Raw genomic sequence first — 21,439 nt, forward strand, 5'->3', positions numbered from 1 at the left:
CGGATAGCACTCCGACAAAACGGTCAGAAAACCAAAAGAGCGGCCCCGAAGGACCGCTCTTTCTACTGGTATAAAGAAGGATTAGTTCGTCAGACCAGAGATAGGCAGGTAGCGTGCGATCAGTGTCGTTGCCTCGGCACGGTTGGCGAAGGAGTTTCCAGCGATTTTCGTCGCGGATTGTCCTTTTACCAGACCGGCTTTGACAGCTGCAGCAACCTCAGCTTTAGCCCATTGGAGATTCGCAACGTCGGTATATCCAGCCAGAGCTGCGTTTGCTTCCGCATCGGACAGCTTCAGGGATTTACCGGCATACTCCGCCGCGCGAACGACGATAGCAGCGATCTCTTTACGCGTGATCGGGCTGTTCGGGTTGAAGTTTCCTTTTTCATCTCCGATGACCAGACCCAGCTCAGCAGCCGTAGCTACCGTGCCAGCGTACCATTTGGAAGATTGAACGTCTTTGAACGTGTAGGTCGAAGACGTTACAGGAACTGCGCCCAGCGAACGGACGACCAGCGCTGCGAATTCCGCACGAGTGATGCTGCGTTTAGGCTCGAACAGGTTTTTGCCTGTGCCTTCAACGATCAGCTTCTCGGACAGAGTCGCGATGTCGTTCTTGGCCCAGTGATTCAACGTGTCGTTGAAACGAACTGTTTTGCCTTGAACGACGGTGTAGATGGAAGCACCGTCACGCTTCAGCGTAGCGATCGTTTTGTTGTCAGCCGTTGCGAAGGTGCTAGGCACGAAGCTCAGCTCTTTCGCAGTCGGGTTGAACATAACGCCCGCTGCCGTTGCGGTAGCTGCGGAAGTCAGAGGAATCGTACGGGATACGAGTTGTCCGAACTTCTCGATAGCCAATTCTTTGCCACCGCCCATTGCTACGACACGGAAGTCGTAAGAATCGGCCAGTTGCGTAGCGCCCAGAGCTTTCACAGCATTCGAAACAGCGTCAGCTGCTTCGCCCGTCAGTTTCTTCATTTCCACGCGGATAACCAGATCCTTCAGCTCAACCCCGAGGGATTTAGCGAGATCAGCCAGTTTCAGAGCGGAAAGAGGAAGCGTGATGGATACGCCTGCATCGTTGTAGATGGTCAGCGTTTTGCCGTTCAGCAGAGCGTCAGCAGGCAGGTACACGGTGTCAAGAGTCGTTTTGATCTTGGCATCGGCATTTGCCGCAAGAAGAGCGATCAGCTGTTCACGGTTGACTTTGCCGTCAGCACCTACCAGGTCACCGCCGGTTACCGGAGGGAAGAATCCTCCCGGGAAGCCGCCGCCTGGTGTGTAGCCGTTGTAGACCAGTTTGCTTACGACACCATTATCAGCGCTCTTGTCGGAGTACTGCAGAGTGTAGTAAGTGGAGTAGGCCACGGATTCGTCCAGATTGTAGTAGTACTTACCGTCGGTGTATGTACTGTAAGTTGCATATACCGTTGTAGGTACCGTCGAGCCTGCAGCGTAGACCTGGATGGCGATACGGTTTTGACCGTCGATGTAGACGCTCTTAGCCGCATATGTATCCGCATCTACGTATACCGAAGCCGTAACTTGGTTGTAATACGAGGAAGCGGATTGGAATCCAGAAGCTGCGAAGGCCAGAATCGGCGACAGAGCCGATACTACCATCATGAAAACGAGCAGAGCTGCTGTTTTCTTTGTAACAAGCTTTTTCATTTTTGTATTTCACCTCCTTTCAAGAGACGTTTTGTAATACGCCTATTAAATCGTAAAGTTTCGAGAATGAGAAAAATGTCTATAATTGTTGAGATATTGTTAATTGTGACGATAGAAGGTATTTAATCACAAATCCCAAGTAAAGTAAAGGGCATATATGGAATTTAAGTAATTATTGGGATTTTGATATGGGTTATGAAAATAACATTCACTCTTCTGCCACTAATTGATTAAGCAGATTCTCTTCGTTTGAATCAGCTTGTATCAATTTTTCTTTCAATGGCTCGTCATTTTGGCCCAAATGGTGGAGAGAAGCCAGATAGAAACGAACTGCCTGGCGGGCAATGGATGCTCTTTCGGCTTCTTCGGAAGTCGAGTTGGCTGGATCTGGCACAAGGGAGTCGCTGGTGATCGGTTTCAAAAGATCTACAGCTTCCTGATATCTCTGAGTATGATAGAGAACGATACCTAAACCCTGCCTGCTGATGGGAGCCACATCAAAACGCTTCCCTTGAAGCTGTTCCTTCGGGAGATCCTTAAGCTTGTCCATCCCTGCTAGAATGTCCTGGTAGAGATCTTCGGTACGCTTCCACTTGGCGGCATAGTCGCCGTTGCCGGCTTTCTTTTCTGCCAAGCCGGTCTCAGCATACTGCTTGATGCCCATCTCATAGAGGCTGATATCCCATGGGAATTTAGTCAGACCTTCCTCGATAACAGCCAGGCTCTGGTCACTTTCGCCTTTTATAGCAGAGTTCTGGTAGCGGGCTTGTATTATTTGACGCGAGTAGGGCTCATGAAGTTGCGCTTGCTGGAGAGATTTTTCAGCTTGCATTAAATATTCGGCATTTTTCGTCTGATTATACACCTGCGTCAGCCAGTCCGCTTTGACCAGAAGATACTGGGTGTTGGACGGAGAAAGCTCGATGGCGCGGTCCAATGGAGGAAAAATCTCCTCGATGGATCGCTGCTCTTGGCCCATTGCTAGTGCTTTGTCAAATTGAAGATAAGATGCATAGCTGCGGTAGGTAATGACACCAATTGAAACGGTGAGAACCATTAGAGCTATGGGATAGATACGGTTTAAGGACGGCTTTTTGAAATGGAAAGCGGGAAGGGCGAGTTCTTTCTCGTATCCTCCCAGCATGCTCCCTAAGCTAAAGAAGAACAAGGCTGCTATGGTGATGTAGCTCATATCGAAGTCAAACAGACTGTGCAGCAGAAGCGATACGGCAAAGATATAGTAGACGAGCTGGTTGCCTCGTTTTTCAGGATGGCGTATCCACGTGCGGATAAATAAGATGAACGCCAATGCGAAGAATCCGAAGTGGAGAACCAAGCCGACGTACCCTGTTTCCACCAGGGTTTGGATGAAGTAGCTATGGGCTTGATTGCTAGTGTATGGATTGCTTTGATACTTTTGGTAGAGAGCATTCCATGCCCCTCCGCCGCCGCCAAGAAGCGGATAATCGGCTGCAATCTTGAATCCGTTCTCGTAGAAGGTGCCGCGCTCCAAGACGCTGTGCTGCTTGAAGCTGATATTTTCAAGACGATCGGCAAGGTTCGGCGGCAGCAGTCCGCGGACCATGCTGCTCGAGAGTACGATAGCGGCACCGCCTGCGGCAAGAATAATCATGGCTGCAGGAGCAATGATATAAGAGAGCTTGCGTTCGGAGAAGTTGTGGAGCTTGCTTTCCAGCCATGGCTCGATCCATCTAGACACTGTCAAGCAGAGAGCGGATGCGACGATAGAACTTCCTATCAATACACCCCATAAGGTAAGAACCTCTGCGCTGCCCATAGAAGCAAGCTTTTCCGGAGGAACTTGGCTGCCTGATTCGTTGAAACGAAGAACCTGTTTAAGAATGGCTGCAGATTTCGTTTCAATGAGACTTAGAATAGAAAAGGATACGATTACGGTCACGACAAGATGAAGGATATAGGCGATTTGCTTGGATAGTCTCATGAAAGGAAGAGTGGCCAACACGGCAACAGGAATGATAACTAGAGCAGCGCGCGAGTAGGTCAACATGAAAGAGATGAATACAGGGACGAGCATGAAAGCATGGATGCCTTTCCACCATGCGTTTTTTGCATGAGTGGCGTAAAAAGCGGAGGCTAGCATGACGGCGATTAGGAGAGCGGCGTAAGTGTTGGGGTATTGGAAGACCGATGTCATCCTGTAGTTCTCCATCTGGAACCAAAGGGCATCCGGGTACCAATGCTGGCCGAATAGATTGAGGATGCCAAACCAGACCAAGACGTATGAGGAACCCATAAGAATAAATTCCAGAGCAACCCTGGTATACTTGCTATCGTTAAAGTAGAGGCCGAACACAAAAAAACCGGCCAGCAAACAGCTGATCATCGTCATGATATTGGCGTAGTTATCAGACACGGCATTTATGGAGGAAAGGGCAAAAGAAAGCGGAAGAAGCCAAATGCCGATGGAAAGGACGGACTTCCAGCTCTTATCCTTCCAGGTTTTGAAGAGTTGAAGGGACATGACGAGAATGAAAATCAACGAGAATAAAGCAGCTCCTACAAGCTTTTTCTCAAATGAAAACCCGTAACCGTTAAATAGCCCTGTTCGGAAGGAATAAAAAAAGAAGAATATTCCTGCCATTAGAATTGCTGCCCACTTCAAAAGCGATACGTCAAATTCTTCCTTTTTGACGTACTTGGGTGGTGAAGGTTGTCGATTCATGGTAAACTCCTTTTTAGTGGCTTGAAAACTACTTTTATTCTATCTAGATGATAGATAAAGATCAAAGATTTCTTTGGCTGCGAAGTAATGGATTCAACTTACATATTTGGCGGTGTTTTTTATAAAAAAACTGTTATTTAAAGGGATATACAAAATAGCCCTCGGATTAAAGACAGTAGTCAGGCCTCTTCTCTCTCCCGAACAACGGCAAAAGTTCAAGAAAATGCTGCTGAAAAAAGCCTATCCTCTTAAAAACAACGAATCCTCGAGTGAAAAGCATTTTGCTGGGAATTTCGGCGTCAATCTGATTGGATATGCAAGAGCCGAGATGGGCATTGGGGAATCTTGTCGTATTGCTGCCAAGTCTTTGGATGCAGGGAACATTCCATTTGGAATTCTCAATTATACCGGGACCAATAAAGCGAGAATGGGCGATCTTTCCTGGGGGCACAAAGAAATCGGCGAGCCTTCTTATATGTTCAACGTCTTTCATCTTAATGCCGAACAAATGATGGAAGCTTACGCTCACTATGGAGATCGTATTTTCAATGGAAGGTACAATATCGGATTCTGGCATTGGGAGCTTCCTGAGTTCCCGGACGAATGGCTTGAAAATATGAATCTAGTCGATGAAATCTGGGTGCCTTCGACCTTTGTTGCCGATTCAATCGCGGCCAAAAGCCGTGTACCCGTCGTCAAGATTCCGCATTCAATTGAAGTGAAGATTGATGAGCCCCGATCACGAGAGTATTTCGGGCTTCCGCAAGACCCTTTTTTATTTTTGTGCATGTATGACCTTAAGAGTTATCAGGAAAGAAAGAATCCGATGGGCGCGATCAAGGCTTTCCAATCGGCTTTTGATCGGAATGATGATTCGGTCGGGCTGGTTGTCAAAGTCAACGGTCTTCACGATGGGGACAAGGATACCGATATCCTGAACGAGATTGCCGCTGGATACCGAAATATCCATTTCATCAAGCAAACTCTGTCAAGAAGCGATACGAACGCTCTCCTTCAAGCCGTCGACAGTTTCGTATCCTTGCATAGAAGCGAGGGCTTCGGATTGGGACTGGCGGAAGCCATGTACTTGGGCAAGCCGGTCATCGGCACGGGCTGGTCCTCGAACATTGATTTCATGAACGCCTATAATTCCTGCATCGTTGACTACGAGCTTATCCCCGTCGGGCAGGATCATGGGCCGTACAAAAAAGAGCAGCTGTGGGCGGAGCCAAATCTCGGCACGGCGGCATCTTATATGGGCAAGATCTTCCATGACGCAACGTTTCGCGAACTAATTGCGTCAAATGGACAGATAACGATACGGGAGGAGTTTTCTCCTCAAGCTGTAAGCAAGAAAATCAAACGACGGCTCGACTACATCAATCTATGGAATTCCGGAGGCTTGAAATGACGATTACATGCGTAATAATGGCCGGCGGCAAGGGAGAGCGCTTCTGGCCCAAAAGCCGGACGAATTTGCCGAAGCAGTTTCTGAATATATCCGGGAATAAGTCCATGATCCAGCAATCTATCGAACGTTTGGAGAAATGGCTCCCGATTGATCAAATTTTCGTCGTAACCAATGAGTTGTATGCAGAACTTATCCATGTGCAGATTCCGCACCTGCCTAAAATGAATATCATCATCGAACCTGTGGGCCGCAACACGGCGCCATGCGTAGGGCTTGCCTCCGTTCTTATTGAAGAGCGGTTCCCGGACAGCACCATGATCGTAATGCCTTCCGACCACATTATCGAAGATGCGGATGGATTTATTCGAATTCTGCAAACCGCCGTCGAGGTGGCTCAGGAGAACAGCAACCTTGTTACCCTGGGAATCAAACCTTCTTACCCGGAAACAGGCTACGGGTATATCGAGTGCACAAGCAACACTCAAATCGTAAACAGCTTTGAGGTACATAAGGTGAATCAGTTTGTCGAAAAACCGGATTATGCCACGGCGCAAAATTATGTGGAATCAGGCAATTACTTATGGAACAGCGGAATGTTCGTCTGGAAAAACTCCACTCTTCAAAGCTACATCAAAGCGTTGATGCCTGAAGTTGATGATATTCTTCAGACGATCATGGCGGTAACGGATTCAGAGAAGCGAAATCAGGCCATTCGCAGTGAGTTCGTTAAAATGCCCGACCAATCGGTCGATTACGGAATCATGGAGAAGGCGGAGAATATTTACGTGATTCCGGTTTCTCTGGGTTGGGATGATGTCGGATCATGGACGGCATTGGATCGTATTAATGACAAGGACAATGACGGCAATGTAATTAAAGGAAACATCTTAAATATAGCAACGAAAAACTGTATCATCGAAAGCGATGGCAAGCTGATTGCAACGCTTGGCATCGAGGACTTGATTGTGGTGGATACGGAAGATGTAACTTTAATTTGTACTAAAGATAAGGCTCAGGAGATTAAATCCCTGCTGAAGGCTTTGAGAGAACAAAAACGAGTTGAATACCTTTAAAGGAGATTTTTAAATGACAAAACGCGCATTTGTAACAGGTGTAACTGGACAAGACGGATCCTACCTCGCAGAGCTTTTGTTAGAGAAAGGCTATAAAGTATATGCTCTTCGCCGCCGTACAAGCACACCGATCATGGAGAATATCGAGCATATCAAAAACGAGATTGAGTTCATCGATGGCGACCTTCTCGATCAAGGCTCGCTTATTAACGCGATGCGTATTTCCAACCCGGATGAAGTTTATAACTTGGCTGCCCAGTCTTTCGTTGGCACCTCCTGGATTCAACCTGTCCTGACCGGGCAATCGACAGGCATCGGCGTCACGAACATGCTGGAAGCAGTCCGTTTGACCAAGCCTGATGCCCGTTTCTATCAAGCTTCCAGCAGTGAAATGTTCGGCAAGGTTGTCGAAACTCCACAAAAGGAATCCACGCCTTTCTATCCGCGCAGCCCATATGGCGTGGCAAAAGTATACGGTCATTGGATCACAGTCAACTACCGCGAGAGCTTTGATATGTTCGCTTGCTCAGGGATTCTTTTCAATCATGAATCTCCTCGCCGCGGCGTCGAGTTCGTTACTCGCAAAGTGACGGATGCGGCCGCTCGTATTAAACTTGGTCTTCAAAAAGAGCTTCGCATGGGCAATCTGGATGCCAAACGCGATTGGGGCTTCGCAGGAGATTATGTTAAAGCTATGTGGCTTATGCTCCAACAGGATGCTCCAGAGGATTATGTTATTTCTACGGGAGAGACACATACCGTCGAAGAACTGGTAGAAATTGCTTTTGAACATCTTGATCTTAACTGGCGCGATTATGTCGTTATTGACGAGAAGTTTGTTCGTCCTGCAGAGGTTGATCTTCTCCTTGGGGATTGTACGAAAGCGAAGCAGCAGCTGGGTTGGGAACTGGAAGTCGGATTTGAGCAATTGGTAACGATGATGGTAGACAGCGACTATAAGAAATATAAACGCTAATTCGGGGATAATGACTATGAGGGCATTAATTACCGGATATTCCGGATTCGTAGGGCAGCATTTAGCAGCACGATTGTCGGCACTTAATTATGAGGTTTTCGGGACGACAAGAAGTACAGATCTCTCTTCATCCATTATCCAGCTTTTGCAGTGCAATCTTAACGATGAGGAAGGCGTTATACGCCTTCTTAATCAAGTTCGGCCGAATGAAATCTATCATTTGGCTGGTCAAAGTTCGGTTCACTTATCTTGGTTGAATAAAGTGGAGACTTTTGAGAGCAATGCAAATACAACATTGACTTTCTTGGAAGCCATTCGAAAAAGCATCGTAGGACAAACGGCGAAGATTCTGACAATAGGCTCGTCTGAGGAATACGGAAAGACTATAAGTGCCAGTCTGCCAATTAATGAATATACTCCGACCAATCCTATAAGTCCGTATGGACTTTCAAAAACAACTGTTTCCATGCTAGCTCGTTATTTTTATCAAAATCATGGAATGCATATTGTGCACTCACGTCCCTTCACCCATATCGGGCCCGGGCAAAAACTCGGCTTTGTCACCTCGGATTTTGCTAAACAAATAGCAGATATTGAAAAAGGGTTGCTTCAACCTACTCTATCTGTCGGGAATTTAGAATCAAAACGGGATTTTACGGATGTGAGAGATATTGTAGTGGCTTATCAGCTTCTTTTAACTAAAGGCAAGCCAGGCGAAGTTTACAATGTATGTTCTGGCAAAGCTGTGGCGATTAGCGATATTCTTCAAACCTATATTGAAATTAGTACCTGTGCCCATATAGAGGTTAGACAGGATCCGAATAAAATGAGGCCTTCTGACTTCCCTGTTTATTATGGAGACGCTCGAAAAATAACAGCTGCGACAGGGTGGAATCCGGAAATATCCTTTTCCGATTCCCTGAATGATATTTTGAACTATTGGAGAAATTGCCAATAAGGAGCCTATAAATGTTGAGCAAAATCAAAGAAATATATACGTATAGGCAAATGCTTGAGAGCCTCGTGTTGACAGATCTAAGAACCCGGTACAAGGGTTCTTATCTGGGCTTTTTTTGGACATTATTAAATCCACTGCTCATGTTGCTGGTATATTCTATAGTGTTTAAATATATTGTACGTATCCAAATGGATCATTATACGACTTTTCTTTTTGTTGGATTGATGACCTGGACACTTCTTGCTCAATCTCTTAATAGCGGATCCGGAAGCATAATCAGAAATGCTGGCCTTGTTAAAAAGATCTACTTCCCCAAAGAGATTCTTCCCCTTTCCGTCGTACTCGGTGGAATCATAAACTATTTATTCAGTCTTATCATCTTGTTCCCCATGATATTTTTGAGCGGTTTAAAACTGGGATTACCGTTGTTGATTTTCCCCATTGTTCTGCTTGGATATTCGCTTTTTGTACTAGCGTTAACGATGCTGGTTTCAGCTTTTAATGTGTACATGCGGGATCTAGAGCATATTGTTGGCATTATCATCATGGCTTGGTTTTATCTTACTCCAATTGTTTTTACTAGCGAAATGATACCTAAAGATCTTCAGTTTGTTTTTCAATTGAACCCTATGAAAATCATTATCGAAAGCTTTCATGATATATTTTTCTACAACAAATTTCCCGATCTTTCTGCTTTGGGGATTTTTTATATTTTCAGCATTGCTTTGCTCATAATCAGCTTTGCCGTCTTTCGCAAACTAAGCCGCAACTTTGCGGAAGAGATTTAAGGAGTGGTTGAGATGGAGGCAGTAATCGTAGAAGGGGTCACAAAGACTTTTCGAATATATAAAGAAAGAGCATCCACTCTTAAGGAGAGGCTTATAAGAAAGGATCGCAATCGGTTCGATTTATTTCTTGCCTTGGATGATGTATCTCTGACAATCAATAAAGGCAGTACGGTTGGATTAATGGGTAGAAACGGCTCTGGCAAGAGTACTCTGCTTAAGCTCCTTACCGGCATTCTGTATCCGGATAAAGGAAAAGTTGAAATGAAAGGGAAAGTCTCCAGTTTGCTTGAATTAGGAGCCGGCTTCCACCCTGATTTTACAGGCAGAGAAAATATATATATGAATGCCTCGATACTCGGCCTAAGTAAAAGAGAAATTAAAAGAAAACTAAATGATATTATCCTTTTTTCCGAATTAGGAAAATACATCGAGAACCCGGTGAAAAATTACTCTTCGGGTATGTATATGAGGCTTGCTTTTTCAATTGCAATTATGGTCGAACCCGACATTTTGTTGATTGATGAGGTTCTTGCAGTAGGGGATGCTGCTTTTCAGCAAAAGTGCATGGATCAACTGATTAAATTAAAAACAAACGGGACGACAATTGTTTTTGTATCCCATGATCTCGGTGCTATGGAGAAGCTATGCGATCGGGTTATCTGGCTAAATCAAGGAAAAGTTCTAGCGGATGGTAAACCGAAGAAGACGATTGATCAATATCTCGCCTTTTTAGCAAATGAAGAAAATAAGAGACTTATCTATGAGCAAGAATCAGTTCCCGAAGAAATGATCTTGCCCCAAGACGTATCCAGTAACGAGGAAGATGTGAGCCCAATCGTTCCGGATGTAAGGGACGAAAGCCGCTGGGGCGACAGATCCGTCGAGATTATGGATGTTGTAATTATGGATAAAGATAGACAGTTGAAGAAAAGTTTTATCTCCAATGAAGTATTGAAAATTAATATCAAGTATAAAGTGAATCGTACGGTGAAGAAGCCTATCTTTGGAATTGGCATTTTTACAATGGATCATATTAATTGTTACGGTACTAACACATATATCGATCAATATGAAATTGATCTGCTATCTGAGAACAATACCGGCGATATGATTATTACCATACCTGCCTTGCATTTAGGATCAGGTACGTATTTGCTGTCAGTAGCTGTTCATGATGAACATGGAAATCAATATGATTACCATGATAAAAAGTATTCTTTCAAAGTATCCAGTCTAAGCAACGAGACAGGAATCGTGAAATTAACTCCGGAGTGGGAGCTTTCATCATTTAAGGGGTGATAATTATGGAAAGAGATCCTGGTTATATTATGAATCAAATCAGACAAAGTGTCCGGAATTCTTCGGTTGCTCCAATTAGGGAAGACATAATTGAGGTTAGTTCAGTACCTGTAAACAGCAGTGAACTGTTTAGGAAAACTAAAACAAACCTTCAAAAAGTAAGGCAAAGAATTACAACCAACTTGCCCGTTGCATTCTTGCCTGGAAGGCTTGTTTCGAGATATAGGTTGGGGCAGTTAATTGTACCTTGGAGGAAGATAGGTGCAAGACTTTTCACGAAATGGTATGTAGATGCATACACCCAACAACAAAAACATCTTAATCATGACTTATGGTACGGTCTAAATGCTCTGATAGAACAATCAGAAAATCAACTGGCGTTGATTAATGATTTGCTTTACAACCAGGAAGAGCAGAAAAAACAAATAAATACGAATAATGAGGAAATTGCTTGGCTTAAAGAAAGACACAAAGAGTCTCTGCAAATTCTAAATGAACAAGCGAAATTTATCTCTTCTCATTCAGGATTTACGGACAAATTTAAATACTCTGAGTTTGCAAAAAGGTTTAGTGCATCCGAAGAGGCTATTAAGGAAAACTACTCTCCATATCTACCTGTATTTAGCGGATGCAAAAGAGTTCTTGATATAGGTTGCGGCAGGGGGTATTTCCTGGATTTGCTGCAAAGCAAGGATATTCATGGAGTTGGTATTGATTCTGATCCTGAATTAATAGCCATTTGTAAGAAAAACGGTCATGAAGCATATGTCGATGATGGCAATCATTTTTTATCTCAACTTGATAACGGAAATTTAGATGGTATTTTTGCTGGACATATTATTGAACATTTAAATCTATCTGCAAAAATAGGGTTCTTAGAGCAGTGTTACGATAAACTTAATGACAATGGGGTTTTGTTGCTGGAAACACCAAACACAACTTCTGTTTATGTCATGCATAATCTATACTATTTGGATCCAACCCACGAAAAGCCTCTGTTTCCAGAAGCATTGAAGCATTTGGCAGAGATTGTTGGTTTCGAAATCATAAACTCCTATTTGAGTGGAACAATTGATGCCAGCAATCAAAAAAATGACTATTACAACTATACCTTAATTCTAAAAAAAGTAGTTGGGGGCAATTCATGAAGATAGCTATTGTGACACCCTGGTTCACAGATAGTATTGGTGGTGGGGCTGAACGTTTCGCCGGGGGAATTGCAAAATGCCTTCAGGATGCAGGATGTGAGGTGGAAATTTTCACATCCTGCGGAAAGGATTCTTTTTATGATTGGGGTTCCAACTTTTATCCGGAAGGAATCAGCACTGTAGATGGGGTTGAGGTTCGGAGATTCGCCCTTAGAAAAAGAAATAAATCTCTCTATGAGGAATTACTTGGAAAATTGCTCTCTAAGGAAAGCATATCCTATGTGGAGGAATTGCAATTATTTCATGAGACGGTCAACAGCGACTCCTTAATTCAATACATAGAAGATTTAGGTGATGATTATATCTTCCTTTTCATTCCCTACCTATACGGAACTACTTTCTGGGGAAGCAAAATAAGACCTGAAAGAAGCTTTATTATTCCTTGCTTGCATGATGAAGAAATGGCTCGTTTTCATTCAGTTGGGGACATGTTGGCCCGGAGTAGAGGCCTGCTGTTTAATACAATTGAAGAGCAAGAACTTGCGGTAGCTTTTCATGGCATAGGGACTGAAAATTCTGTGGTTTCGGGTGGTGGAGTTGAGGTCGACTATCAGCCTAATTCGGAAACATTTAGAGAGAAATACAAATTGTCTGATGATTATTTTATTTATGTAGGCAGACAGGTCAGCGGCAAAAACGTGCCTCAACTCATAGAGTATTTCAACGAATTTATTCATAATCATCCCCAATCAACAAAGCTATTATTTGTTGGAAATGGTGAAGAAAATCTCATTGAGATTATGAAAAATTCCCCCAATATCGTTCGACTCGGGGAGATTTCAGATCAAGAAAAGTATGATGCAATTGCGGGTGCGAAGGCGTTAATTCAACCCTCTTTAATGGAGAGTTTCTCTATTGTCATTATGGAAAGCTGGTTATGCAATACGCCTGTTATCGTTCATAGCTCCGGTGTTGTAACGAAAGGGCATTGTGTGCGAAGCCAAGGCGGATGGCATTATAAAGATAGCAAATCATTTGGTGAAACCTTGACAGAGGTTTTAAACCGGCCGGAAGAAACGTTGAAGCGTGCACAGAATGGAATGAAATATGTAAAAGAAAATTATACTTGGACTCAAACTGCAAATAGAATAATTGATTTCATTGAGAAAAGCGGGTTTGAAAGGAGGTTGTTTATTCGTGAGAATATTAATTGATGTTCAGACTTTATATACAAATGAAAAGAACCGCGGCATCGGTATATATACCTATCACTGGATAAGAAATCTTTTGAAGCAGTCTCCAATGCATAGGATTTATCTCTATAGAAAATCAGATTCAGGATGGGAATTTACTTTCTGCACATCTCAAATGGATTTCGACAGCAGACTACATGATGCTTTTAAATGGCAAAAATTTAATATGGATCGATTTATTGAAAATAAGAACATTACGCATATTCATTTCACCAGTCCCTTTATGTTTGATATCGAACTTCCTGAAGTCAGCAATACCAAAGTTAAAAAGTCATATTTACTGTTTGATCTCATTCCATTGGCGATGAAAGATCAGTTTTACTCGAAATGGCCAAGTAAATTACAGAAAGACTACGATATGCGCTGTAAAAAGCTTCAGCAAGCAGATCAGATTCTAACAATATCAGAAGCATCAAAAGAAGATGCTGTAAAGTTTCTTTCCATTGATTCTGGAAAAATAGAAGTTGTTTACGCGTCCACAAATGAAGAGTTGTATACTTCCGATTATACGGGGGATGAAGAAGATTTGCTGCGTAGTGAGCTTTCAATAGACTCTCCTTACGTATATGCATTAACCGGATATGATGCTCGAAAAAATAACGAGGGAATGATGGAGGCATTTGCTGCCCTGTCAGATCCTAATTTAACTCTTGTCATAAGCGGAATCAAGCAGCAAAACGAACGCGACGAGCTTTTAAAAGTGGCTTCAAAATTAAATCTGGAACAGAACCAACTGCTTTTTCTTGGCCATGTTTCAGAGGACCTGCTTCTTGCCCTTTATAAGAAATGTGAAGTATTCGTATTCCCTTCTTTATACGAAGGATTCGGGCTTCCTGTGCTCGAGGCAATGCGCTGTGGAGTTCCAGTCATTACAACAACCTCCTCTTCATTGCCAGAAGTAGCTGGGCAAGGAGCTGTCCTTGTTGATCCCTTTGATTCCCAAGCACTTTCAGACCAATTGAGGATTCTGCTTGACTCGGAAGAAGAGAGAGAAAAGTTGAAATTACGGGGAATTGAACAAGCTTCCAAGTTTTCTTGGGAGCGTACAGCAGAATTAAGTCTCTCCGCATTTGAAAAGGAGCTTCCCCGGTCTATAACTAGCAGCGGCTTGGCGATTAAGCCGGCTCTTGCTTTCTTTAGTCCGTTGAATCCGCAGCAATCGGGAATTTCGGATTACAGCGAGGATCTCATTCCTTTTTTATCGCAATATTTTGAATTGACGATTGTAACGAATGGGTTTCAGCCTGCACATCCGGCTCTAAAGAAGTATGCGGTTCTAGATTATTCCACAGAACCTCATAAATTAGAGGAACTTCCTCTTCGCCTATATCACATGGGAAATAACAGCTTACACAAATGGATCTATAAAGCTCTAGAAGACTATCCAGGACATGTGCTTCTCCATGATTTCAACCTATCCGGGTTCTTTATACATTCCTATTTCCTTGAAGGGGATAAGGATGAACTTTTCCATCAATTGAACTATACCCATCGTGAAGATGGGAAAATGGCAGCGGATGAGTTGAGAGACCAAGGCATTTATCCCGACAGCCAACGATTTCCTTTATTTGGGAAAGTCATTGATTTGAGCACGGGAGTTTTTGTACACAGTCAGTGGTTAAAAGATCAAATTGAATTGTATCCGGGGTATAATGGAAGCGTGAAAGTAATTCCTCATGGCTTTATTCAACCGCCTGCAATCAATAAAACAGAAGTTAGGAAAAAAGTAGGAATCAATCTCGGGACTATAGCTATTGGTATCTTCGGTAATATAATTCCTAATAAAAGAATCCATCTTATTTTATCTGCATTTGCTCGGTTGCAGAAAACTCATCCAAACACGATGCTTTATCTGGTTGGGCACTGCACTGCAGATATGCGTTCTGAATTGAATAATTGGATTAAGGAAAATGGAATCAAAAAAAGCGTACTATTACATGAATCGCCAGAAATAGAGGACTTTAACGATTTTATTAGTGCCGTAGATATCTGTATTAATCTTAGGTTCCCAACGATGGGAGAAACTTCTGGAACCTTAATTCGTGCGATTGGTTACGGAATTCCTTGTCTTGTTTCCAATTTAGGTTCTTATCAAGAATATCCGGATGATTTTGTGTGGAAAGTGGATGTCGATTACTATGAGGAAGACCTACTTTTATCGTATTTAATCGAATTATGCAGCAACAGATTGCTTCGCATCCGGATGGGCAACATTGCAATCGACTATGTTGAAAAAAATTATAGCTACGATAAGGCTTCAAAATTAATACACAGGGAAATCACTGCAGTAAAATAACACTTTTTATGGACTGCATCATTATGTGGGGATGCAGTCCGTTCTCTAATTAATTTACGGAAGGACAGTAGCAATGCTTTTAACTTTATCTCTTTTGGTTTTTTATATAATGGTTTCTTTCGGCTACGGTAGCCTGATCGATATAATCACATCGAGGAATGGCAGTACCAGCAAGAGCAACTGGATTCTTATATATCCATTTTTTGGTGTTGTCTTGTGTATTTCTATTGCTCAAAGCATAGGAGCATTCACCGGGGTTCAAATGTATTCCTACTTAATTATTTTAATAGGCTTTCTTCTTCTATTTAGAATGTTGAGAAGTAAATTGTTTTCGGTATATGATGAGTTGCGAGAAAATGCTCTTACTTATCGTACGTTTATTGGTTTTTTCTTTGTTATTTTCATTGTTTATATGTATCTCTATCCGAGTCTTTATGCGGGATTTCCAACTTCTTTTGCAAGTATCAATAATGATTTAATTTTTTATTTATCCATACCTGAATTTTTGCAAAGATACAGCTATTTCCACGAAGCAGTTTCCGATAACCTTCACCCTTTTTACTCCATAGCTGAGCTTCATTTCAGTCGAAACTCAAGAGTAGGTGCCGATTATTTCAATACCTTAGGAATGAATTTTTTTCAAGTAAATGCATTGAGTACATTTAATGTTATTTCCTGCTTTTTTGTTTTGCTAGTCCCCCTTAGCGCCTATTATACGGCTTTTTATTGTTTTGAATTAACCAAAAGAATTGCTGTTATCTTTACGATTCTCGTATCGGTCAATAGCTTGTTATATTGGATGTTTACGACACAATACATGCCACAGATAGCAGGGAACGCATTTTTTATTTTATGTATAGGAATATCTTACCAAGCAATAACGAAACGCAAACCGGGTTTTACGGTCATGGCTGGCTTAGTTTTTTCGGGCTTGATTTCGGTATATAGTGAGTATATGCTCTATTATCTGCTTCCAATGGGCTTGTTTGTTATTATTCAGTCTATAATCTATAAACAGATTTGGATTTATATTAAAACGGTTGCACTCCTCTTGCTTTCGACAATAATTATAAATCCAGTATCGTTTTATATAGCGTTAAAATATAATTATTTTGCTTTTACATCTACTCAAAATCAAACAGGAATTGTTGATTACATTCCATACATAAACCAAATATTGATGATGTTTGGAGCTAAGACTTTAGATTATTCTCATCCTTCAATTCAATATACTTTATCTGCAATCTTGCTAATCATCATTACCATATATGGATTGCTTAAACTTAAGAAGAACGTAAAGCTGATTATGGTAATCCTAACTATTTTCTATATGGCGCTGTTTGTTTATTTAAGCACTCTTAATCAATTTCCTTATGGCTACTACAAAACAATGATGTTTGCTTTCCCATTTGTAATTCTATTGTTTGCAAATGGAATTAGTGAAGTATTGGATAAAAAGATTTGGAGATATGGGGGTGGAGCCGTTCTAATCATCCTGGTATGCTCTAATTTGATTCAGTGGAAAAATCTCTCTTCCATTATTGTCAAAGAGGGAACAGTGGTCACTAAAGAATACAGACAGTTGGGAGAGATAGCTTCGTTGATCTCGGATAGGAGGCCGCTTCTAGTAAAGGAGCTCGATATGAATCAACAGCATATAGTTGCAACTTTATTGAAAGATAAACCTATATTTTTTGAAGGTGATCCATCGTACTTCAAAACTTCTAAGAATGAGAACTACGACTTCAAGTATGTATTGTCCCCAGTTCAAGGAGGGGACATTATTGCTGATAACTCAAGCAAAGAAGTTTGGTCCAATGAAATATTCAAATTAAATGAACTCAATCCGTCTTCTGCCCAGATTCATCTGGAACAAGGATGGTATAACTTGGAGGATTGGGGCGGCATCCCATCTCGTTGGACAGAAAAGAATTTTACAATGTCTGTCTCCACGAAACAACCGTCCCAAAAGAAATTGTCTTTTGATCTCATACTTCCTCCTGGCAATCCAGTCCGGACACTGAATATAAAAATCAATGATCAGAATTTGCAGATTGAGGTTCCTAAGAACGGATCATATACGACGGGGTTTATGAAGCTGGAAAGTGGTTTGAATCAAATCTCGTTTGAAATAATTCAGGATTCTGTTAGGATCGATGGAGATTCCAGAGAGTTTGGGATAGGAATCCAAAATGTGCAGCTTCTTTCATCCTAGGAGGAATGATTTGTGTATAAAATAGCTGCTATTGTGTTTTTTATTATTTTTACAGGGGTTAGTGGTCCCCCTCTAATTAAGCTTGGAGCCATGCGTGAGACAAAAAGGATCCAACAATTGATGAGTGGAGAAGTCATGTCTGGTCTGCTTGTCCTTTTTAATCCATATATTTTAGTTGGATTATTCATGTATTTTATTAGTGCAATCCTTTGGATCGTAGTTCTTTCTAAATACGATTTGAGTTATGTCAATCCCCTTCTTGCTGTTAATTATATATTTTCTATGATTATAGGTTATTATCTATTTAATGAAGTCATTAATAGTTATCGGATTGCAGGTGTATTCATCATTGTAGTCGGTGTCGTATTGATTACTCTCAAAGGGTAAAGGTGGATGGAATGAAGATCCTAATTGTACTAAACTATTATGTTCCATATATAAGCGGGCTAACAGAAGCGGCAAGATCAGTCGCTGAGGCATTGGCTGAAAACCATGAAGTGACTGTTTTGACGGCCAAACATCAAAGCAGCTTAAAAGATGAAGAAACAGTAAACGGGGTTCGGGTTGTACGAGCCCCCGTTTTATTGCGAGTAAGTAAAGGATATATAAGTCCGGCATTTATTCGTCTGTTTCTAAAGCTGTCCAAGGACGCGGATATTGTCAATCTGCATCTTCCCATGATTGAATCCGGATTATTCGGGTTGTTAACTCCTAGGAACAAATTAGTTACGACCTATCAGTGCGATGTTAACTTGAATAAATCCGTCTTAAACAAGGTAATTGAAATGACAATGGATCTTACTTGCAGAATCGCCCTATCAAGATCATCAGCTGTGGTAGTATCCAGTGAAGATTACGCTAAGCATTCGCGAGTACTCCCAAGATTTCAAAAAAAGTGGAAAGAGATTCATCCTGTGTCACCTGCGTACAGCAATATTCCTGAACCTGTGACTAAAAAAACTGACTCTCGCATTATTGTTGGATTTTGCGGTAGGATCGTAGAAGAAAAAGGTATTAATATTCTACTGAAAGCGGTCCCGATCATTAGACAACAATTGGGCAATGTGGAATTTCGAATCGTTGGGAGTTACGATGATGTTGCTGGCGGCAGTATTTTTTCTCGATTAAAAGAGGAAATTGGCTGGGATCCGTCTTATGTCAAATTCCTTGGAAAAGTCTCTCAACAGGAACTTTATGATTTTTATTCTTCCATCTCGCTTCTTGTCCTTCCTAGCATAAATTCCCTGGAGGCTTTTGGAATGGTCCAAGTTGAGGCTATGCTGGCAGGTGTTCCTGTTGTGGCCTCGAACCTGCCTGGTGTTCGTGAAATACCGACAAGAACGGGAATGGGCTTGGTTGTCGAGCCGAAAGATGTGGAAGGACTTGCTTCCGCTGTTGTCGAAGTAGCTCTAAATAAATCGGAATACATCAAGGATAGAGCATACATTGAAAGCCTATACGGCACAGGTCCATCAACAAAGAAGTATATTTATTTGTTTGAGAGTATCTTGAATAGGAAATCAGGTGATTAGAATGTATTATTTCTTGATTCCATTTATAGCTTGGTTTGTTGCTGGCATCACAAAGTTTATTATTAATTATGTTAGATTTGGTGCCGATGCCAAAAAAAGAATTGGTAACGGTGGTTTTCCGAGCAATCATACAACCATTGTTACGGCCACGACAATGGCAGTTGGTTTTCATGAAGGGTTGACCTCGCCTATTTTTGGTCTCGGGGTTGCTGTAATTTTTATCGTCGTTATAGATGCGACGGGATTAAGAAGGCATGTTGGCTATCATGCTGCCAGCCTAAATCTGCTTCAAAATAACAAAATACATAGAGAAAGCATGGGGCATACAAAAGTTGAAGTTGCTGGCGGTATATTTTTAGGCGTAATTATTGGATTCGTAGCTGATTTTCTAAGTTAGGAGTGTTTTCGTGGAACCTAGAGCAGAAATTCTTCAACATGGCCGTACTTCAGTAATAGTAGATATTATCCAAGAGATAAGGATAAAACAATGGACAAAAAACTTGCTTGTATTTGCCTCTGCACTTTTCGCAGGCCAGGTGCTAAATCCATCTGTTTTCCTAAATGCATTATTGGCTTTTCTAGCCTTCTCTCTCATGGCCAGCACGATTTATGTCATTAATGATATTTTCGACGTGGAAAAGGACAAGCTCCATCCAGATAAATGCAACCGCCCTCTTGCTAGAGAGGCGATATCCATCCCCATGGCAATCGTACTTGCAGTTGTGACGTTTTGCTTTTCGGTGACACTGGGGCTGATGGTTAACACTGCCTTGACGGTTATTCTTTTAATTTACTTTGTTACCAACCTGTTATACTCGCTTCAATTAAAACACGTCGTTATCATAGATGTCATGCTGATTGCTCTAGGATTCGTACTTAGAGCAGTTGCCGGCGCATTAGCAGTTAACGGCTTGCTGACCTCTTGGTTTATCTTGTGCACCATGGGACTGTCTCTTTTCTTGGCATTAGGAAAAAGAAGGCACGAATTAAAGATTTTCAATGAGAATTCTTCCAGTAGAAGGAAGGTTCTGGATTTTTATTCTATTGCCATGCTCGATCAGCTCATGACCGTCGTAACGGCTGTGCTTATTATGTTTTATTCCATGTATGCAGCTTCCGAGGGCCAGCGAATGATGTTTACCATTCCGATTGTCTTGTACGGCATATTTAGATACTACTATCTAATCCATATGAAAAATGCAGGTGGAAAGCCGGAGGATATTTTGGTTAGCGACCGTCATATTCTTGGAACTGTTCTCATATTCTGCATAGCCATCGCTTTCATAAAAGCTTTCAACTAATTTCAAATGAGGTGAACTCATATGAAAGGAATCATTCTTGCAGGCGGGACAGGCTCCCGCCTGTTTCCTTTAACCAAAGTAACCAATAAACATCTGCTTCCAGTAGGCAAATATCCCATGATTTATTACTCCATCGCTAAACTAAAAGAAGCCGGCATTTACGACATTCTCATCGTCACCGGAAAAGAGCACATGGGCGACGTGGTGAATCTGCTCGGAAGCGGCTATGAATTCGGCGTATCCTTGACTTATAAGGTACAGGATCAGGCCGGAGGCATCGCGCAGGCGCTCGGACTGGCCGAACAATTTGTCGGCGCAGATCAGATGGTCGTCATTTTAGGCGACAATATTTTCTCGGACAGCATTGCTCTTTATGTGGAACATTTCCAGAAGCAAGAGACAGGAGCTAAAATACTCCTTCAGGAAGTGCATGATCCGCAGCGATACGGCGTTCCGGAGCTGAAGGGCGATCATATTGTATCGATCGACGAAAAGCCGAAGGAGCCGAAGAGCAGCTACGCAGTGACAGGAATTTATATGTATGATTCCGCGGTATTCGATATCATTCGATCCTTGAAACCTTCCAACCGGGGCGAGCTGGAAATAACGGATGTGAACAATGCCTATATCAAAACCAATTCGCTAACATATGATATATTACAAGGCTGGTGGACCGATGCGGGAACCCATGCTTCACTGACCTACGCAAACGAGTTGGCAAAAGAAATCACTCTCGGCACCGAGTTCGGGGAACTTAAGATCTAGCCAATTGCCTGGAAGAATCGGGTCTTGCAAGCGTGAACCGGAAGGGTGC

At 42.2% G+C, this 21,439-nt stretch carries 17 protein-coding genes; 15 read left to right on the top strand and 2 right to left on the bottom strand.

Going from position 1 to position 21,439, the window contains the following annotated elements; genetic code table 11:
* Positions 1-81: 81 nt before the first annotated feature.
* Positions 82-1,671 (bottom strand): S-layer homology domain-containing protein, encoded by a 1,590-nt coding sequence (locus tag PHU01S_RS19080; protein WP_127509266.1) that lies wholly within the window; start codon positions 1,669-1,671, stop codon positions 82-84.
* A gap of 208 nt (positions 1,672-1,879) precedes the next feature.
* Positions 1,880-4,375 (bottom strand): O-antigen ligase family protein, encoded by a 2,496-nt coding sequence (locus PHU01S_RS19085; RefSeq protein WP_049868423.1) that lies wholly within the window; start codon positions 4,373-4,375, stop codon positions 1,880-1,882.
* Positions 4,376-4,598: 223 nt separating this feature from the next.
* Here PHU01S_RS19085 and PHU01S_RS19090 point away from each other — a divergent pair, with 223 nt between their 5' ends.
* The 15 genes from PHU01S_RS19090 to PHU01S_RS19160 all read left to right on the top strand — a co-directional run bounded on the left by PHU01S_RS19090 (position 4,599) and on the right by PHU01S_RS19160 (position 21,390).
* Entirely contained in the window at positions 4,599-5,786 is a 1,188-nt protein-coding gene (locus tag PHU01S_RS19090) for a glycosyltransferase family 4 protein (RefSeq protein WP_246029279.1), read from the top strand.
* Positions 5,783-6,859, top strand: a complete 1,077-nt coding sequence (locus PHU01S_RS19095) for a mannose-1-phosphate guanylyltransferase (RefSeq protein ID WP_049868421.1) — start codon at positions 5,783-5,785, stop codon at positions 6,857-6,859. The genes PHU01S_RS19090 and PHU01S_RS19095 overlap by 4 nt, the downstream gene beginning before the upstream one ends.
* Before the next feature lie 13 nt (positions 6,860-6,872).
* Positions 6,873-7,835: a GDP-mannose 4,6-dehydratase gene (gmd, locus tag PHU01S_RS19100; RefSeq protein ID WP_127509270.1), complete on the top strand. Its 963-nt coding sequence runs from the start codon at positions 6,873-6,875 to the stop codon at positions 7,833-7,835.
* A 16-nt stretch (positions 7,836-7,851) separates the two neighbouring features.
* A complete protein-coding gene (locus PHU01S_RS19105) occupies positions 7,852-8,793 on the top strand; it encodes a GDP-mannose 4,6-dehydratase (RefSeq protein ID WP_164763121.1) in 942 nt (313 codons plus the stop codon).
* A gap of 11 nt (positions 8,794-8,804) precedes the next feature.
* Complete coding sequence (locus PHU01S_RS19110; protein ID WP_127509276.1) at positions 8,805-9,581, top strand: ABC transporter permease; 777 nt, start codon at positions 8,805-8,807, stop codon at positions 9,579-9,581.
* A gap of 12 nt (positions 9,582-9,593) precedes the next feature.
* Entirely contained in the window at positions 9,594-10,880 is a 1,287-nt protein-coding gene (locus PHU01S_RS19115) for an ABC transporter ATP-binding protein (RefSeq protein ID WP_127509279.1), read from the top strand.
* A gap of 5 nt (positions 10,881-10,885) precedes the next feature.
* Entirely contained in the window at positions 10,886-12,028 is a 1,143-nt protein-coding gene (locus PHU01S_RS19120; RefSeq protein WP_127509283.1) for a class I SAM-dependent methyltransferase, read from the top strand.
* Positions 12,025-13,242: a glycosyltransferase family 4 protein gene (locus PHU01S_RS19125; protein ID WP_127509286.1), complete on the top strand. Its 1,218-nt coding sequence runs from the start codon at positions 12,025-12,027 to the stop codon at positions 13,240-13,242. The genes PHU01S_RS19120 and PHU01S_RS19125 overlap by 4 nt, the downstream gene beginning before the upstream one ends.
* On the top strand, positions 13,226-15,577 hold the full coding sequence (locus PHU01S_RS19130; RefSeq protein ID WP_127509289.1) for a glycosyltransferase: 2,352 nt from the start codon (positions 13,226-13,228) through the stop codon (positions 15,575-15,577). Before PHU01S_RS19125 ends, PHU01S_RS19130 begins: the two co-directional genes overlap by 17 nt.
* Positions 15,578-15,650: 73 nt before the next feature.
* Positions 15,651-17,792: a glycosyltransferase family protein gene (locus tag PHU01S_RS19135; protein WP_127509292.1), complete on the top strand. Its 2,142-nt coding sequence runs from the start codon at positions 15,651-15,653 to the stop codon at positions 17,790-17,792.
* 12 nt (positions 17,793-17,804) lie between these two features.
* Entirely contained in the window at positions 17,805-18,179 is a 375-nt protein-coding gene (locus PHU01S_RS19140; RefSeq protein WP_127509295.1) for an EamA family transporter, read from the top strand.
* 11 nt (positions 18,180-18,190) lie between these two features.
* On the top strand, positions 18,191-19,324 hold the full coding sequence (locus PHU01S_RS19145) for a glycosyltransferase family 4 protein (protein ID WP_127509298.1): 1,134 nt from the start codon (positions 18,191-18,193) through the stop codon (positions 19,322-19,324).
* A 1-nt stretch (position 19,325) separates the two neighbouring features.
* Positions 19,326-19,721 (top strand): divergent PAP2 family protein, encoded by a 396-nt coding sequence (locus tag PHU01S_RS19150; RefSeq protein ID WP_127509301.1) that lies wholly within the window; start codon positions 19,326-19,328, stop codon positions 19,719-19,721.
* Positions 19,722-19,731: 10 nt separating this feature from the next.
* Positions 19,732-20,625 carry a decaprenyl-phosphate phosphoribosyltransferase gene (locus tag PHU01S_RS19155; RefSeq protein WP_127509304.1) on the top strand — a complete coding sequence of 298 codons (894 nt, stop codon included), beginning with the start codon at positions 19,732-19,734 and terminating at the stop codon, positions 20,623-20,625.
* A gap of 21 nt (positions 20,626-20,646) precedes the next feature.
* The gene (locus PHU01S_RS19160; RefSeq protein WP_127509307.1) at positions 20,647-21,390 is read left to right on the top strand and encodes a sugar phosphate nucleotidyltransferase; all 744 of its coding nucleotides are present in this window, start codon (positions 20,647-20,649) and stop codon (positions 21,388-21,390) included.
* Positions 21,391-21,439 lie beyond the last annotated feature (49 nt).

Source organism: Paenibacillus humicus NBRC 102415, from assembly GCF_004000905.1.
Taxonomy (GTDB): domain Bacteria; phylum Bacillota; class Bacilli; order Paenibacillales; family Paenibacillaceae; genus Paenibacillus_O; species Paenibacillus_O humicus.